Origin of the sequence: Xenorhabdus sp. KJ12.1, assembly GCF_963876495.1 — a bacterium.
Taxonomy (GTDB): Bacteria; Pseudomonadota; Gammaproteobacteria; order Enterobacterales; family Enterobacteriaceae; genus Xenorhabdus; species Xenorhabdus stockiae.
Genome location: NZ_CAWNQH010000056.1, coordinates 1 through 20,191, shown reverse-complemented (window position 1 = coordinate 20,191; position 20,191 = coordinate 1). Strand labels below are relative to the sequence as shown.

At 49.6% G+C, this 20,191-nt stretch carries 2 protein-coding genes; both read left to right on the top strand.

What is annotated here, in order from left to right:
- Positions 1–323: 323 nt before the first annotated feature.
- Positions 324–13,442, top strand: a complete 13,119-nt coding sequence (locus AACS92_RS04715; RefSeq protein ID WP_193756932.1) for a non-ribosomal peptide synthetase — start codon at positions 324–326, stop codon at positions 13,440–13,442.
- A partial coding sequence (locus tag AACS92_RS04710; protein ID WP_099110186.1) for a non-ribosomal peptide synthetase occupies positions 13,439–20,191 on the top strand: 6,753 nt, incomplete at its 3' end. The genes AACS92_RS04715 and AACS92_RS04710, both read left to right, overlap by 4 nt.

The following is a 20,191-nucleotide window of genomic DNA, read 5'->3' as shown; positions in this document are numbered from 1 at the left end:
CCTTTTTGGACTTACGGAATACATGGGTAAAACAAAATAAACATAAGAATTTTTTTATTATTTTGTTTCTGTTTAAGTTCATTGGTTTAGTTTTGATAACGTATTATTAATGCCACCTACGTTGGCATCCTGATATGCAAGTTAAGCACTATCCTCGCGCTTGAAGAAATAACCTAGATACCTTTTTGTTCTGAATGAAGCACTTGTATACAAAATACAACGCTCTATCTGTGCCTGTTAATACAGGGGTTATTTCGTAATCGCAAGAATTATATCAGGTTTTTTAGTTGACAGATTAATCTATGAGATTCTGGAGCTATAAAATGCATACACAACGTAACCACAAACCATCATGTGGTGAATTCTCACTAAGCTCTACTCAACAAGTTATTTGGTTAGACCAAATGACCCGCCCTAATTCCTCCGATTACAACCTCAGTATATTAATTCTTCTTGAGGGGGAGCTGGACGAATTATTATTTATTCAGGCGCTGGAAGCCGTCGTTTCTCATCATGATGCTTTACGTTTAAAACTCATTGAGACTTACGGGATGCCACGGCAAACGTTTGTTGAGACTCTCCCGCTTCCCTTAACGGTATACGATTTTTCACAGGAAACTGATGCTGAATTCCGCGCCGAACAGCAGATGCACGCTAATTTTATACGCCCGTTTTGTTTATATAATGAATTGTGGCATACCGGATTATTTAGGGTTGGTGAGAACCGTTGGTACTGGCAATTCTGCTGTCATCATTTGATATTAGATGGTATGGGATTAAAACTGATCTTCAAGGAGCTTTTAGAACACTACAGGCATTTAGCGACCGGTGAAAATTTGCCTGATATAGCCCCTTCTTATCTTGATTTTATTACTGAAGATCAAGCCTATCTTAATTCTAAATTATACATGCGAGACTTACAGTTCTGGCAGAAGCGCTATGAAACGTTGCCATCAGCCCTGCTTCCACTGCCGCATTCAAGGACGCCGGCCACGAGTGAATTTGCTAAACCCGTCTTTTGGCAACTGGATAAAACACTTTCTCAGCAGATAGAAAATATCGCAGCCGCTCATGGATTATCTGTCCTTCATTTTATGTATGCCATTTTAGCTTGCTATTTTACTCGTATTAACGGTACAGAAGAGATTGTTATAGGCATCCCCGTCCACAACCGAAAAAATAAAAAACAAAAATCGACACTCGGTATGTTTTCGTCAATCATCCCTATCAGAGTGACCATTCACGCGGATGATTCTGTTCTTGATATTATGCATAAAGTAGCGACTGAGCTGCATCATTGCTATAAACATCAACGATTCCCCATTACTGAGATCAATCAGCATACACAAATCAAACAAAAAACTGGGCGTAGCCAACTTTTTGATATCGCCCTGTCATTTGAGCCATTCAATGTCTGTGTCAGTATGGAAAATATAGCCATGACGTTAAAAGGCTCCTATCGTGGCGTGATGTTTCCGCTTTCAATTGCAATTCACCAATATTCAATCTCCACACCCCACCAGATTGAAAAGGAAAATAAACCTTTCACTATTGAATTCAGCTACGACAGTAATTATCTGAGTTATGAAGAAGTTATCACCCTTCAATCCCGGCTGGCACTGTTAATCGAAGCCGCAGTGATATCACTGGATACAAAGGTTAAACATGTTCCTCTCTTACCTGAGACAGAGAGGCATAACCTGTTGTTCACGTTCAATAATACCGAAGCTGAATTTCCGCAAGATGCGCTCATCCACGAGTTGTTTGAACAACAAGCAGCACTTACCCCAGACGCTACCGCTGTAGTATTTGAAGAACAGTCCCTCAGTTATAACGAACTTAACCGTCGGGCCAATCGGCTAGCGCATTATCTGATTGCGTTGGGAGTACAGCCCGATGATCGGGTTGCGCTTTGTGTTGAACGTAGCCCGGAAATGATTGTGGGGTTGTTGGGCATTCTCAAGGCTGGGGCAGCTTACGTCCCCCTCGATCCCCGCTATCCCACGGACCGCTTGCGCTATATGCTCCATGAAGCCGCCCCTGTGGCTCTGTTCACACAGTCCGAGCTAGTTGCAAGGTTAGAAAACGACTTGCCTACCGTGCTGCTGGATACTCCTGCTTTATCTGCCTTTGATGACATGCCGGATACAAACCCTGATTGCCGTACCCGCGGGCTGAATTCACACCATCTGGCCTATGTGATTTACACCTCCGGCTCCACCGGAAACCCCAAGGGGATTATGGTGACTCATTGCAACGTCATCAATCTGTGTACGGGGTTGCAATCGGTGATCAATTTAACTACGCCGGGTCGTACCGCCCTGAATGCCAGTATTGTGTTTGACGCTTCAGTACAAAGTTGGCTGCAATTGCTTGCCGGTCATACATTGGTCATCATTCCGGAGGCTATTCGTGCCAATGGAACGCAGCTTTGGCGTTATCTGGCTCATCACGAGGTGGATCTGTTTGACTGCACACCTGTGCAGCTACAATGGCTGCTGAATGCGGGGTTAGGTACCGATGTGGGTTATCAGCCCCAACAGGTTTTAATCGGAGGAGAGGCTATTTCACCTGTTGTCTGGTCGCGCTTACAACAAATAGAAACGCCCCGTTTTATTAATGTCTACGGCCCGACAGAATGTACTGTTGATGCGACCTTTTGTTCGGTAGATCATTCCCTGCCATACCCCAGCATCGGTCATCCGATAGCCAATACCCGAATCTATATTCTTGATGCTTATGGTCAGCCAGTGCCTCTGAGCGTAACCGGCGAGATTTATATCGGGGGGGCTGGCGTTGCCCGGGGTTATCTGAACCAGCCTGAACTGACGGCAGAACGTTTTGTTGTCGATCCTTTTAGCTCACAGCCTGATACCAGAATGTACAAAACCGGCGATCTAGGCCGCTGGTTGCCGGATGGCAATATCGAATATCTTGGACGTAATGATTTTCAAATCAAACTGCGAGGCTTCCGTATTGAACCGGGAGAAATCGAAGCACATCTGATGCAGTGTCAGGGGGTAAAGGATGCGATTGTTATTGTCCGTGAAGATACGGAAGGTGATACCCGCTTGGTGGCTTATCTCTGTGCTGAAACAGGTACGGAACTGGTGCCAGTTGATCTGCACCGACAACTGGCACACCATTTGGCAGAGTATATGCTCCCCTGTGCGTTTGTCATTTTAGATACTTTCCCACTAACTCCTAACGGTAAGCTCGATCGTAAGGCGCTACCCGCTCCGGACTTATCCGCTGTGATCACCCATGATTATGCTGCACCAATTGGAGATGTGGAAACTGCGTTAGTGGAAATCTGGCAGGATTTACTGGGAGTGGATCGTGTCGGACGCCATGACCATTTCTTTAAACTGGGCGGACACTCTTTGATTGCTGTTAACCTGATTGAACAATTGCGTAATCGGGGGTATTCACTAGACGTATCCGCTGTCTTTGCTACACCGCTGCTGACAGAGATGGCACAGGCGATACAGACAGGAATGGATGTACCGAGGGTTCCGGATCTGGTTCCCCCCAACCGCATTCCCGAGGGCTGCACAGTTATTACGCCTGAGATGCTGCCACTGGTGACGCTGTCACAAAGCGAAATTGACACCGTCATTGCAACTGTAACCGGCGGGGTCGCTAATGTGCAGGATACCTATCCGCTGTCACCTTTACAGGCCGGTATTCTGTTCCACTACCAGTTGCAGGAAAATGACGATACCTATCTGTTAAACACCCTGCTGGCTTTTGATACCCAAGCGCGTCTGGAGGCTTTCCTTGCAGCTCTGCAACAGGTCATCGATCGCCATGATATCCTGCGTACCGCCTTCTGTTGGCAGGGGCTGAGTCAGCCAGTACAAGTGGTCTGGCGACAGGCTCCGTTACTTGTGACATCATTTATCCCCACGTCCGTACAGAATATTCCGTCTCAGTTACAAGCGCACATCGCTCAACGAATGAATATCAGTCAGGCACCCTTATTTACCGCCAGTACCGCCCACGATCCGGCCAGTAACGAGTGGCTGCTGGGGCTGAGTTTTCATCATCTGGTTAGTGATCACGTGACACTAGAGTTGATCATGGATGAAATCCAGCAATTATTACAAGGAGAAGTCGAGTCCCTGCCTGCGCCACTGCCATACCGCAACTTTATTGCCCAAATGCTGAACATACCGCCTTCAGTGCATGAAGATTACTTCCGCGAGCGGCTCGCCGAGATTGATGAATCCACCGCCCCCTTCGGCCTGCTCAATGTACAGGGGGATGTTACAGATGTGACGGAAGCCCAATTGTGTCTGGATATCACGTTGGTGCAAACCCTCCGCGCACTGGCTCGTCAACTGGGGATCAGTCCGAGTGTGCTGTTCCATGTCGCGTGGGCACAGGTGTTGGCCCACACCAGCGGACGTGATGACGTGGTCTTCGGCACGGTGTTGTCGGGACGATTGCAAGGCACCACAGGGGCCGATCAGGTGATGGGGATGTTTATCAACACCCTGCCGGTCAGAATCTCCCTGAGCAATCAGACTGTACTTGAAGTGGTTCGGGCAACGGCAAAAGATCTGGCTGACCTGCTGGAACATGAGCAATTTCCACTCGCTCTCGCCCAGCGTTGCAGCGGTGTTACACCTCCCCAGCCTTTATTCAGTGCCCTGCTTAACTATCGTCATACTTCGTCCCACGGTTCGTCGGATTCCACGGAGAACCCCAGATGGGAAGGTGTTCGTCTGTTGTCTTCTAAAGAATGGACAAACTATCCGCTGGATCTGTCGGTGGATGATTTTGGGGACGATTTTGCACTGGTCGTTCAGGCAGTGAACAGTGTCGATCCACGTCGGGTGGTGAATTATCTGTATACTGCTCTTTGTGGGTTGACTGAGGCACTGCAAAACAATCCCAGTCAGCCTGTGTGGGCGCTGTCCATTCTGCCGGTAGCTGAACGTCAACAGTTACTGGAAGTCTTCAATGCCACACAAACTGACTTCCTTCCGTCAAATGCACTTATCCATACGTTGTTTGAGCACCGGGTGCAACAAGCTCCGGAGGCCATCGCCATCATTTCTGAACCTAGATCCCTCAGTTATGGTGAGCTGAACCAGCGCGCCAACCAGTTGGCTCATGCCCTGATTGCGGCAGGTATCCGGCCGGATGATCGGGTTGCCCTGTGTATCGAACGCAGCCCGGATATGATTATTGGCATTCTGGGTATCTTAAAAGCCGGTGCGGCGTATGTACCGCTTGATCCGAATTACCCGGATAAGCGACGGGCTTACGTGCTGTCTGACAGTACACCTAAACTACTTCTCACCCAACAGCATTTACAGGCACAGGCTCAGAACCATGATATCCCTGTCTGGTTCTTGGATGAGGCTGATTATCTGGAACGGGTAGCTCAATACTCTGTCACTAATCCTGAACCGGAGCAACTGGGATTACAACGTCATCATCTGGCCTATGTGATCTATACCTCGGGTTCGACGGGGCTACCCAAAGGCGTGATGGTTGAGCATCGTAATGTGGTGAACTTTATTCATGCCCAGTGTCAGATAACCGCTCTTAATGCAACAGATCGCGTCCTGCAATTTGCCACAATCGCCTTTGATGCGTCCGTGGCAGAAATTTTCCCGACACTGGCAACAGGTGCTACCTTAGTATTGCGGCCTAATCACCTTCAGATACCGGATGCCGCTTTCAGCCACTTCCTGCAAGAACAAGCCATCAGCGTTGTCGATATACCGACCGCGTTCTGGCATCAGTGGGGACAGGAAATCAAAGCCGGTCGCAGTGGGTTCAGTTCAACCCTGCGTTCAATTACGGTCGGCGGGGAAAAAACTAACCTTCACTCTCTTGTTGACTGGCAATCTCTGCCTGAAACACAACACTGTCGCTGGACAGACACCTACGGCCCAACGGAAGCGACTGTCATTGTAACCTCTCTGTCACTCAATGGTGGCACCTTACTCGATGCGGCTGAAACGCTGTCCATTGGTCGCCCAATCGCCAACTGTCGAATTTATCTACTGGATAAAACACAACAACTGGTGCCTCTGGGCGTGACGGGTGAAATTTATATCGGTGGTGAGGGCGTAGCACGGGGTTACCTGAATTGTTCTGACTTGACTGCTGAGCGCTTTGTTGCTGACCCGTTCAGTTCCCAACCGGATGCAAGAATGTATAAAACCGGCGATCTGGGGCGCTGGCTACCGGACGGCAATATCGAATATCTGGGTCGTAATGATTTTCAGGTCAAGATCCGGGGATTTCGCATCGAGCCGGGGGAAATTGAAGCACAATTAGTGGCCTGTCAAGGTGTCAGGGAAGCGGTGGTTATCGCCCATAAGACGGATAAGGATGAACAACGCCTGGTGGCTTACCTTGTGCCACAACCTGATGTTACGCTGGAAGCAGCCGATCTGCGTGAGCAGCTGAAAAGTTGTCTGGCGGATTATATGTTGCCCAATGCCTTTGTCATGTTAGATATCTTCCCACTGACCCCCAACGGCAAGCTCGACCGTAAGGCGCTGCCCGCACCGGACTTGTCAACGGTCATTACCCGAAACTATGAAGCACCAGTGGGTGAGGTGGAAACGGCACTGACAGAAATTTGGCAGGAATTACTGGGACTGGAACGGGTCGGTCGTCATGACCATTTCTTTGAACTGGGCGGGCATTCGTTGATCGCGGTCAGCCTAATTGAACAGTTACGCCGTCGGGGATATTCACTGGAGGTACGCAGCATTTTTGCAACCCCATTGCTTTCGGAAATGGCGCAAGCAATACACGCACAACAGGATACTTCCGATATTTTTGTTCCCGCCAATCGTATTCCCGATGGTTGCACACATATTACCCCGGATATGCTACCGTTGGTGACGCTGTCACAAACTGAAATTAACACGATTGTTGCAACTGTGGCGGGGGGGGTGGCTAATGTACAGGATATCTACCCGCTGTCGCCCTTGCAGGAAGGTCTTTTATTCCACCACCAGTTACAGGAAGATGGGGATGCCTATCTGTCAAATAGCCTGCTGGCTTTTGATACCCGTTCCCGTCTGGATACCTTTCTGAATGCTTTGCAACAAGTGATAGACCGCCATGATATTCTGCGGACAGCTTTCTGCTGGCAGGGACTGTGCAAACCCATGCAGGTAGTCTGGCGAGAAGCAAAACTGTCGGTGATGTCGTTTATTCCCATATCGGCAGAAAATATTCCGTCACAATTGCAGGCAAATATCACCAACCGATTGGATATCACTCAGGCTCCGTTGTTTACTGCCAGTACTGTCTATGATCCCGCCTCTGAGGAATGGTTGTTGGCACTGAGTTTCCATCATTTGGTCTGCGATAATATGACACTGACGTTGATCATGGATGAAATTCAACAGCTATTACAGAAACAGACGGTACAGGGGCAGGCGATTGAGCTAACTCCGCCACTGCTGTACCACAATTTTATTGCCCAGACCCTTAACGTACCGGATTCGGTACATGAAGACTATTTCCGTCAACAACTTGCGGACATTGATGAACCCACCGCACCTTTCGGTTTGCTTAATGTACAAGGCAATGGCACTGATGTGACGGAATCCCGTTTATCACTGGATAAAACACTGGCTCATACTCTGCGCGCGCAGGCTCGGCGTTTAGGCATCAGTGCGAGTGTGCTGTTCCATGTCGCTTGTGCACAAGTTTTGGCTAAAATCTGCGGACAAGAAAAAGTCGTATTCGGCACAGTGCTATTGGGACGATTACACGGCTCAGCCGATGCCGATCAAATGATGGGGATGCTGATTAATACCCTGCCAATCCGAGTCTCCTTGAGTAATTTTAGTGTATTGGAAGTTGTGCAGGCGACAGCCAAAAATCTGGCAAACTTACTGGAACATGAACAAGCTCCGCTGGCATTGGCGCAGAATTGCAGTGGTGTTATCCCTCCGATGCCGCTGTTCAGTGTATTGTTCAACTATCGTCACGGCTCATCCATTCCCGCAGAGGCAGAAAAGCGAGTCTGGAAAGGAATACGCCTGCTGGCATCAGTAGAGAGAACAAACTACCCCATCACCCTTTCAGTGGATGATACAGAGGATGGTTTCACGTTGGTGGCTCAAAGCGTAGCTGGCGCCGAACCCTGCCGATTGGTGAATTACCTGCACACAGCCCTGAGTGAATTAGTTAACACGCTGATGACCGAACCCCAGCGGCCTGCGCTTGATTTATCTATTCTGCCTGCGGCTGAACGCCAGCTATTGTTGGAAAATTTCAATGCCACACAGGCTGATTTTCCACAGGATACCTTGATCCACGAACTGTTTGAACAACAGGTTGACCGAACGCCAGAAGCGATTGCCGTGGTGTGGGAAGGGAAAACGCTCAGCTATAGCGAACTTAATCGTCAGGCTAACCAGTTGGCCCATTATCTGATTGAATTGGGCGTAAAACCGGATGATCGGGTGGCTATCTGTGTCGAACGCAGCTTAGACATGATCGTGGGGATATTGGCTATCCTCAAGGCTGGCGGCGCTTATGTACCCCTTGATCCGGCCTATCCTGCTGACCGATTAACTTATATGCTGGCTGATGCCGACCCCGTGGTGCTACTGCTCCAAACAACACTGAGCGAAATCTTTGAGGAGCTTGCATTACCGATTGTCAGACTTGATGATCAGCTCTTACCCACGCTGGCGAACCAGCCCGAAACTAATCCGGTTGCCGCAGCGCAGGGACTCACTCCATGCCATATGGCGTATGTGATTTATACCTCCGGCTCCACCGGTCAACCGAAAGGCGTGATGGTAGAACATACCAATGTCACCCGCCTGCTGGCAGCGACACAGTCGAGATTCCGGTTTGATAACAACGATATCTGGACACTGTTCCACTCTTTTGCCTTCGATTTCTCCGTATGGGAATTATGGGGAGCGCTGGCTTATGGTGGGCGCCTGGTCGTTATTTCGACTGAATGTGCCCGCTCACCTCAGATGTTCTATGAGTTGCTTTGCCGTGAACAAGTGACTGTTCTGAACCAGACTCCCAGCGCCTTCCGTCAGCTCATTGTCGCGCAGAATGCAATGCCGCACGCGCAACACACCCTGCGTTGCATTATTTTTGGCGGTGAAGCGTTAGAGTTGCATACCCTCGCGCCGTGGGTTGACCGCAATCCCACCGAGCAGACGCGTCTGGTGAATATGTATGGCATCACGGAAATTACTGTACATGCTACCTATCGTGAACTGACCGAACCGGATGTTTATTCAGGGAAAGGCAGTTTGATTGGTCAGCCCCTTGACGATTTACGTATCTATGTCCTTGATGTCTATGGTCAGCCTGCCCCTCTGGGCGTAGCGGGCGAACTCTATGTTGCCGGTGCAGGCGTGGCACGTGGTTATCTGAACCGACCGGAACTCACCTCAGAGCGTTTCCTGCCTGACGTGTTCTCTGATAAACCCGGGATGCGTATGTACAAAACCGGCGATCTGGCCCGTTGGCTGCCGGATGGCAATCTCGAATACCTCGGCCGGAATGATTTTCAGGTGAAACTACGTGGTTTCCGTATTGAATTAGGAGAAATTGAAGCAGGCCTGATGCAGTGCCCGGGCGTACAGGAGGCCGTCGTGATAGCCCGTGAAGACGCTGAAGGGAATACCCGTCTGGTGGCCTATCTCTGTGCTGAAGCGGGTACAGAACTGGTGCCGGTTGATCTGCGCCGACAACTGGCACAACATCTGGCGGAGTATATGATCCCCAGCGCCTTTGTCATGCTCGATAGCTTCCCGCTGACCCCTAACGGCAAGCTCGACCGCAAGGCCCTGCCCGCACCGGATTTATACGCTGTGATCACCCGGGATTATGAAGCACCGATCGGTGACGTAGAAATTGCGTTGTCGGAAATCTGGCAGGAGTTACTGGGACTGGAACGGGTCGGACGTCACGACCATTTCTTTGAACTGGGCGGGCACTCCCTGATTGCCGTCAGCCTGATAGAACAGTTACGCAGCCGGGGATATTTACTGGAGGTGCGTAGCATTTTTGCCACACCGTTGCTTTCGGAGATGGCGCAGGCGATACAGGCCCGGCAAGGTGCGCCGGATATGCTTGTCCCACCCAACCGTATTCCTGACGGTTGTACACGCATTACCCCCGATATGTTGCCGCTGGTAACGCTGTCACACACTGAGATTGATTCGATTGTCGCAACTGTGGCGGGTGGCGTGGCTAATGTACAGGATATCTACCCACTGTCACCCTTGCAGGAAGGTATTTTATTCCATCACCAGTTGCAGGAAGACGTCGATACTTACTTATTAAACACGCTGTTAGCTTTTGATACCCGCTCCCGTCTGGATACCTTTCTGAACGCTCTGCAACAAGTGATAGACCGCCATGATATTCTGCGCACAGCGTTTTGTTGGCATGGACTGAGCCAGCCAGTACAGGTGGTTTGGCGGCAAGCAAAACTGCCTGTGACATCGTTTGTTCTAGCGCAACAACAGCCGCCGCAGAGCATCTCCCGACTGGATATTACTCAGGCTCCGTTGTTTGCCGCCAGTATTGCTCTCGACTCGGACAGTAACGAATGGCTTCTGACGCTGAATTTTCACCATCTGGTCAGTGATCATATGACACTGGAATTTATTATGAAGGAGATTTTTCTGTTATTAGACGGTCAGGAAGAATCTCTACCTGCACCACTGCCTTATCGTAACTTTATCGCCCAGATTCTGAAAATACCGAATTCAGTACATGAAAGTTACTTCCGTGAGCGGTTTGCCGATATTGATGAACCCACAGCACCTTTTGGCCTGCTGAATATTCAGGGAAGTGGTGCAAACTTGGTGGAAGCCCGTTTGCGTCTAAATGATACGCTGGCTCAGACTCTTCGCGCACAGTCACGCCGTCTGGGAGTCAGCCCTAGTGTGTTGTTTCATATCGCTTTTGCCCAGGTGTTGGCTCATATCAGTGATCGTGAAGAAGTCGTGTTCGGTACCGTACTGCTGGGACGGCTGCACGGTTCAGCCGGGGCAGATCGGGTTATGGGGATGTTTATCAATACATTGCCGATCAGGATATCCCTGAATAATCTCAATGTATGGGAGGTAGTGCAGGCGACAGCCACAAATCTGGCCGAACTACTGGAGCATGAGCAGGCTCCTTTGGCACTGGCTCAACGGTGCAGTCGTGTTCCCCCCCCCTTACCCTTGTTTAGTGCCCTGTTTAACTATCGTTATAGCCCATCAGCCCTCGTAGAAAAGTCAGGCTGGGAAGGTGTTCGCTTGTTGGCTGCTGAGGAACGGACAAACTACCCTCTGGATCTGTCGGTGGATGATTCAGGAGATGGCTTCACACTGATCGCTCAGACAGCGAACACGGTTGATCCAGAGCGGATAGTCAATTACCTGCACACCGCACTCCTTGGCCTGACGGAAGCACTGCAAACCCACTCTCAGAGGCTTGTACGGGAATTACCCATTCTGTCGGACGCTGAACGCCAGCAGCTTCTGGAAGACTTCAATACCACACAAACAGATTTTCCATCAACAGCATTTATCCATACGTTATTTGAACAACAGGCACAATATAAACCAAATGCTATTGCTGTGATCACCGAAAATAGTTCACTCAGTTATGGTGAGCTGAACCAGCGGGCCAATCAACTGGCCTATGCCCTGATTGCAGTGGGTATCCAGCCGGATGATAGAATCGCCCTGTGTGTAGAACGCAGCCCGGATATGATTATTGGCATACTCGGTATCTTAAAAGCCGGGGCGGGATATGTGCCACTTGACCCAAGCCATCCTGATAAGCGACGGGCTTATGTATTATCTGACTGTGCCCCCAGATTACTGCTTACCCAGCAACATTTACAGGAGCACGTATCCAATAGCGACACCCCTATCTGGTTATTGGATGAGGCTGATTATCTGGAACGGGTAGCCCAATATCCTGTAATTAACCCTGAACCAGAGCAACTGAGATTACAAAGTCACCATCTTGCCTATGTGATCTATACCTCTGGCTCTACGGGGCTACCCAAAGGTGTGATGGTTGAACATCGTAATGTGGTGAACTTTATTCATGCTCAGTGTCAGATAAGTGGTCTCAACACTACAGATCGTGTCCTGCAATTTGCTACGATAGCCTTTGATGCCTCCGTGGAAGAGATTTTCCCGACACTAGCGACAGGCGCTACTTTGATACTGCGTCCACCTCATCTTCAGATACCCGATGCCGCTTTTAGTCACTTCCTGAAAGAACAAGCCGTCAGCATAGCTGAACTGCCCACCGCTTTCTGGCATCAGTGGGGACAAGAGATAAAGGCTGGACGTAGTGAATTCAGCCCGACTCTGCGTTCAGTCATTATCGGAGGAGAAAAAGCAGACCGTCACTATCTGAGCGACTGGCTATCCCTGCCCGAAACAGGGCACTGCTGCTTGATAGACACGTATGGACCGACGGAAACGACGGTGATTGCCACATCCATGAAGCTTAACGGAAGTATCTGGCCGGATGCTACTGAAAAACTGTCGATCGGGCGCCCGATAGCTAATACCCGTATTTATATTCTTGATAAACAAAAGCAACCCGTTCCCTTTGGTGTCCGCGGTGAAATCTATATCGGTGGTGTCGGTGTCGCGCGGGGTTATCTCAATCGCCCTGATCTCACCGCCGAGCGCTTTGTTGTCGATCCATTCAGCCCCGAACCAGAAGCCAGAATGTACAAAACCGGTGATTTAGGGCGTTGGCTTCCGGGTGGCAATATCGAATATCTGGGCCGTAATGATTTTCAGGTCAAGATCCGTGGATTTCGGATTGAACCCGAAGAAATTGGGGCACAACTGTTGGCCTGTGATGGCGTCAAAGAAGCCATCGTTATTGCCCATGAGGCAGATAACGGCGAGAAACGCCTGATAGCTTATTTGGTGGCACAACCCGACGTTATGTTGGAAACGGCCAACCTCCGCGAAGAACTGAAACTCTGTTTGCCCAATTATATGCTACCCAGCGCTTTTGTGATGCTGGATAGTTTACCGTTAACCCCCAACGGTAAACTCGACCGTAAAGCGCTACCTGCTCCTGATTTGTCAGCGGTAATAACCCGTGACTATGTTGAACCAGTGGGTGACGTAGAAAACAGACTAGCCCAAATCTGGCAGGAATTGCTGAGTCTGGAACGGGTCGGGCGGCATGACAGTTTTTTTGAAATCGGCGGACACTCACTTTTAGCCGCAAGATTGATAGCCCGTATACAAACTGAATTTTTAGTCCAGATACCTATCATTTCAATTTTCCAGTCATCCAGATTATCAGAATTGTCTGAACTCATTCTCTCTGCCCAAATGAGTTCAGTATGGGGAGATGACTCAGAGTTAATCAAGAAAAACCTCGATGCAATGTCCGCAGAAGAATTAATCGCAATTTTAAGTGGAGATACTGAAGAATGAGCAAAGCTAATATCAATATCGAAATGTTAAAACGAGCTGTTTTAGAGAAAAAAGTTAAAGAAAAAATTAAACAGTCCGCTAATGAAACTCGTTCATTACACATGCCGATAACGAAGACAGATCGCCATGCACCTTTAGTATTATCCTTTGCCCAACAACGATTATGGTTTATCGGACAATTCGATTCAGCCGCAAGCCGGGCCTATCATATCCCTGTCGCATTGCGTCTTACGGGGAAACTTGAACATCAGGCACTCATCTCCGCTCTTGATAACCTTGTGGCCCGTCAGGAAAGTTTGCGCACCCACTTTACATTGGTGGATGATCAACCTTGTCAGAAAATAGCCCCTCCGGATACTGGCTTTTCAATGAGTTATATGGATTTACGCTCTCTGAGTGAAGACGAACGTTCGGCCCGTGTTGACGAACTGGCTGAATCTGAAGCCCGGACGCCTTTTGATCTTACTCAGGGTCCGTTAATCCGGGGTCAGCTATTGCAGCTGGATAATGAAGAACATGTCCTGTTGTTAACTCAGCATCACATCATTTCTGATGGCTGGTCCAGTGGTATTTTAATCCGTGAACTGGCGGCATTTTATCAGGCTGCCCTGACCGACCATGAGGCTTATTTGCCACCACTGCCTATCCAGTACGCCGACTATGCTGCCTGGCAACGCAGTGCATTACATAGCGATGAATTGACCACACAGCGAGATTTTTGGTATCACCAGCTTAATGGCGCACCATCCCTGTTGGAACTGCCTACGGATCGCCCTCGTCCCGCTGTGCAGAGCTATAGTGGCAGTCAGATACCTGTTCACCTTGATGAGGAATTACTCACTGCTCTGAAAACATTCGGACAAAATCAGGGAGCCACATTATTTATGACTCTTCTCACGGCGTGGGCTGTTGTTCTCTCCCGCTTGAGTGGTCAAAACGATATTGTGATCGGCCTTCCCATCGCCAATCGTACCCGCACCGAACTGGATAATCTGATTGGTTTTTTCGTCAACACGCTCGCCTTACGTATTGAATCAGGCCAATGTCATACCATAGCGGAACTGCTGGCCCATGTTCGTAAACAGACACTGGCGGCTTATGCTCATCAGGATCTGCCTTTTGAGCAGGTGGTGGAAGTGTTACAGCCCGAACGTAGCCTGAGTCACAGCCCCATCTTTCAGGTGATGCTGGCATTGGACAATACTCCGGCTCAGGAATTGAAACTGCCCGACCTTGAACTTTCTATTATTGAACAACCGCAATACAGTGCTCAATGTGATTTAACGCTGTCGTTAACTGAAACAGCCGGAAATTCGGGCTTAATCGGAACGCTAATATACGCAACTGATTTATTCGATCGGGAAACCGTGGTTCGTATTGCCGGTTATTTTAAAAACGTGATAACCGCAATGGTTGTTGATGTGAATCAGACGATTTCATCGCTGCCTATGTTATCTGCAATGGAACAACAATTATTAGTGGATTTTAATGCCACGCAAGCCGACTTTCCGCAGAATGCCCTCATCCATGAACTGTTTGAACAGCAAGTGGCTCAAACGCCGGAAGCGATTGCTGTCGTGTGTGAAGGGCAAACGCTGAGTTATGAACAAATTAACGGTCAGGCCAACCAACTGGCCCATTATCTGATTGGATTGGGTATACAACCGGATGATCGGGTGGCTATCTGTGTCGAGCGCAGCCCGGCATTGATCGTCTGCCTGCTGGGTATCCTGAAAGCGGGTGGTGCTTATGTCCCCCTCGATCCGACTTACCCTGCAGAACGGTTAGCCTATATGCTGAAAGATGCCGCCCCGGTCATCTTACTGACTCAGATCGCCCAGCGCGATAAGTTACCGGATATCGTACCTGTACGCGTAATTGATGCTCAGGATACCTCATTAGAAACCCTGTCATTGGTCACACAACCGAGCCATAACCCGGATGCACAAGCATTGGGACTGACATCACGCCATCTGGCTTATGTGATCTATACCTCCGGTTCAACCGGGCAACCAAAAGGTGTAATGATTGAGCACCGCAATGTTAATCGGCTGGCTATCAATGGGGGTTATGCGGATATCGGGCCGAATGATTGCGTAGCCCACTGTTCCAATATTGCGTTTGATGCCTCAACATGGGAAATCTGGTCAGCCCTGTTAAACGGTGGACGCCTGCATGTGATCCCACAAGCCGTATTACTTAACCCTGAACGTTTCCGTGACGAATTAATCAGCGGTGAAGTCACGGCAATGTTGTTAACGGTGGGGCTGTTCAACGCTTATCTGGAAATACTCTCTCCCCTGTTCAAGCAATTGCGCTATCTGCTTGTCGGCGGTGAAGTACTCAATCCGAAAAAAATACAACAGGTACAATTATCTGAATCCCGGCCAACCCATCTGATTAATGCTTATGGTCCGACAGAAACCACCACAATAGCCACCACTTATGCAATAACATCGACTACTAATGTTGCATATACCATTCCAATCGGACGCCCTATTGCTAACACCCAAATCTATATTCTTGACTCTTCTGGCCAACCTACTCCGCTTGGGGTGGTGGGCGAAATCTATATCGGTGGTGCCGGTGTAGCCCGGGGTTATCTGAACCGGCCTGAACTTACGCGGGAGCGTTTCCTGCCTGATTGGTTCTCTGCTGAAGTGGATGCCCGGCTGTATAAAACCGGTGACCTTGGTCGCTGGTTGCCGGATGGTAATATTGAATATCTTGGTCGCAATGATTTTCAGGTTAAATTACGCGGTTTCCGTATTGAACTGGATGAAATCGAGGCGCGTCTGAATCAATACCCGGGGATCAATGAATCCATCGTTATCGCGCGTGAAGACATTCCCGGGGATAAGCGTTTGGTTGCTTACGTGCAAACTCAGCCTGATATTGAATTGATACCAACCAAACTGCGGCAGTATCTCACTCAGCATCTGGCAGACTATATGCTACCCAGTGCCTTTGTCATTTTAGATACTTTCCCGCTGACGCCCAACGGTAAACTTGATCGCAACGCACTACCTGCGCCGGATCTGTCTGCGGTGATAACGCGTGACTATGCTGAACCTGTGGGCGATGTGGAAATCACATTATCGGAAATCTGGCAGGAGTTACTGGGATTAGAGCGCGTTGGTCGTCATGACCACTTCTTTGAATTGGGCGGGCACTCGCTGATTGCCGTCAGTCTGATTGAACAATTACGCAACCGTGGATATTTACTGGAAGTACGCAGCGTTTTTGCCACACCGTTGCTGGCAGATATGGCGCAGGCAATACAGACAGGGATAGATACTCCACCGGTTCTGATCCCACCCAACCGCATTCCCGATGGATGCACAGCCATTACGCCTGAGATGCTGCCACTGGTGACGCTGTCACAAACCGAAATTGACGCCATCATTGCGACGGTAACCGGCGGGGCTGCTAATGTACAGGATATCTATCCGCTATCGCCCTTGCAGGAAGGTATTTTATTCCACCACCAGTTACAGGAAAACAGTGATGCTTACTTATTGAATGCCCTGCTGGCTTTTGATACCCAAGCGCGTCTGGAGACTTTCCTTACGGCTCTGCAACAGGTGATAGACCGCCATGATATCCTGCGTACCGCCTTCTGTTGGCAGGAACTGAGTCAGCCAGTACAAGTGGTTTGGCGGCAAACGCGCTTACCGGTGACTCCTTTTATCCCGACATCGCCAGAGAACATCCCGGCACAATTACAGGCGCATATTGTCATCCCCATAAATATCACTCAGGCACCCTTATTCGCTGCCAGTACTGTTTACGATCCTGACAATCATGAATGGTTACTGGGACTGAGTTTTCATCATCTGGTTAGTGACCATGTCACACTAGAGTTGATCATGGGTGAGATTCAGCAATTATTACAAGGAGAAATTGAGTCTCTACCTGTGCCACTGCCGTACCGAAACTTTATTGCCCAAATGCTGAGCGTACCGGCTTCGGAGCATGAGGACTATTTTCGTCAGCGACTTGGGGATATCGATGAACCCACAGCACCTTTCGGTTTACTTAATGTACAGGGGGATGGTACAGATGTGACGGAAGCACAACTGTCGCTGGAAGCAACTTTGTCGCAAACCCTCCGCGCGCTGGCCCGCCAACTGGGGATCAGCCCGAGTGTGCTGTTCCATGTTGCTTGCGCACAGGTGTTGGCCCATACCAGCGGGCGTGATGACGTGGTGTTCGGCACGGTACTGTCGGGACGGCTGCAAGGTACAACCGGGGCTGATCAGGTGATGGGGATGTTTATCAACACCCTGCCGGTCAGAATATCCCTGAAAAATCTCAGTGTGCTGGATGTAGTACAGGCGACCGCAGGAGATCTGGCGGTCTTACTGGCTCATGAACAGGCTCCGTTAGCTTTGGCTCAGCGTTGCAGCAACGTCCCCCCTCCCATGCCTCTGTTTAATGTTTTGTTTAACTATCGTCACAACTCATCAGATTCTATCGAAAATTCTGTTTTGAAAGACGTGCGTCTGCTGGTATCAGAGGAGAGAACAAATTATCCCCTAGCCCTCGCGGTAGATGATTCAGGGGAAGATTTCTCTCTGGTAGCCCAGTCTGTAACCGGAATAGATGCTGAACGAATAGTTAATTACTTGCACACAGCGCTCAGCGAGTTGATTCATGCGCTGAGCACTGATCCCCGGCAGCTCGTGCAGGAGCTGCCTATTCTGCCGGTGTCTGAACGTCAGCAGTTACTGGTCGAGTTCAATAACACGCAGACAGACTTCCCGCAGAATGCTCTGATCCATGAACTGTTTGAACAGCAGGTGGTACAAACTCCAACAGCCATCTCTATAGTGTTTAAAGAACAGAAGCTGAGCTATGACGAGCTCAATCGCCGGGCCAACCAACTCGCCCATTATTTAATTAAACTGGGTGTAAAACCGGATGATCGTGTCGCTGTTTGTGTTGATCGTAGCCCGGACATGGTTGTCGGATTATTGGCTATCCTCAAAGCCGGCGGCGCGTATGTGCCCCTTGACCCGGCTTATCCACCTGAGCGGCTGAACTATATGCTGACTGATTCCGAACCCGTGGTGTTACTAACGCAAACAACACTGGGCGAAATGACTGGGGAGCTGCCATTACCGATTGTCAAACTTGATGATCTACCATCATTCATTCTGGCAAATATGCCGGAAACTAATCCGGTTATTGCAACGCAGGAGCTCACTTCACAGCATCTGGCCTATGTCATTTATACCTCCGGCTCGACCGGACAACCCAAGGGAATTATGGTGACTCACCGCAATGTCATCAATCTGTATACCGGGCTGCAATCGGTGATCGATATCACGCCACCGTGTCGCACCGCCCTGAATGCCAGTATCGTATTTGACGCTTCGGTACAAAGTTGGTTGCAATTGTTGGCGGGTCATACACTGGTCATCATCCCTGAGACTATTCGTGCCAATGGAGAGCAACTTTGGCGTTATCTGGCGCACCACGCGGTGGATCTGTTTGATTGCACACCCGTGCAACTACAATGGCTACTGAATGTGGGGTTAGGTATCGATACGGATTATCAACCTAAACGGGTTCTAGTCGGTGGAGAAGCTATTTCATCTACCTTATGGTCTCGCTTGCAACAAATAAAAACATCCCGTTTTATCAATGTCTACGGTCCCACAGAATGTACCGTTGACACGACTTTTTGTGTGATAGATCATTCCCTGCCGTCTCCCAGTATCGGTCATCCGATAACCAATGCCCGAATCTACCTTCTTGATGCTTATGGTCAACCTGTTCCCCTTGGCGTCACTGGCGAGATTTATATTGGGGGGGCGGGTGTCGCCCGGGGATACTTGAATCAGCCTGAACTCACGGCAGAACGGTTTGTGGCCGATCCTTTCAGTCCACTTCCTGATGCCAGAATGTACAAAACCGGGGATTTAGGGCGCTGGCGACCGGATGGCAATATTGACTATCTGGGTCGTAACGATTTTCAGATCAAACTACGTGGTTTCCGGATTGAACCGGGTGAGATCGAAGCTCAGCTTGTCCGCTGTTCCGGTGTAGAGGAAGCTGTGGTGATAGAGCGTGAAGACCTGCTGGTGGCTTATCTCCGTTCACAAACTGGAATTGAACTGATGCCGGCTGAATTACGCCAGCAACTGGCTCAACATTTGGCGGAGTATATGATCCCCAGTGCCTTTGTGATGCTGGAAGCCTTCCCGCTGACCCCCAACGGTAAGTTCGACCGCAAGGCGCTGCCTGCACCGGATACGTCAGCGGTGATCACCCGAGACTATGAAGCGCCGATAGGTGATGTAGAAATTGCGCTGGCACAAATCTGGCAGGAGTTACTGGGGCTGGAACGGGTCGGCCGTCATGACCATTTCTTTGAACTGGGCGGGCATTCGTTGATCGCGGTCAGCCTGATTGAACGGTTGCGCTGCCGGGGATACGCACTGGATGTACGCAGCATTTTTGCAACTCCATTGCTTTCGGAAATGGCGCAAACAATACACGCACAACAGGATACTTCCGATATTTTTGTTCCCGCCAATCGTATTCCCGATGGTTGCACGGTTATCACCCCGGATATGCTACCGTTGGTGACGCTGTCACAAGAAGAAATTGATATTATTGTTGCCACTGTTCCCGATGGTGCCGCCAATGTACAGGATATCTATCCCCTATCCCCTTTACAGGAAGGTATTCTGTTCCATCACCAGTTACAGGAAAGTGGCGATGCTTACCTGTCAAACAGC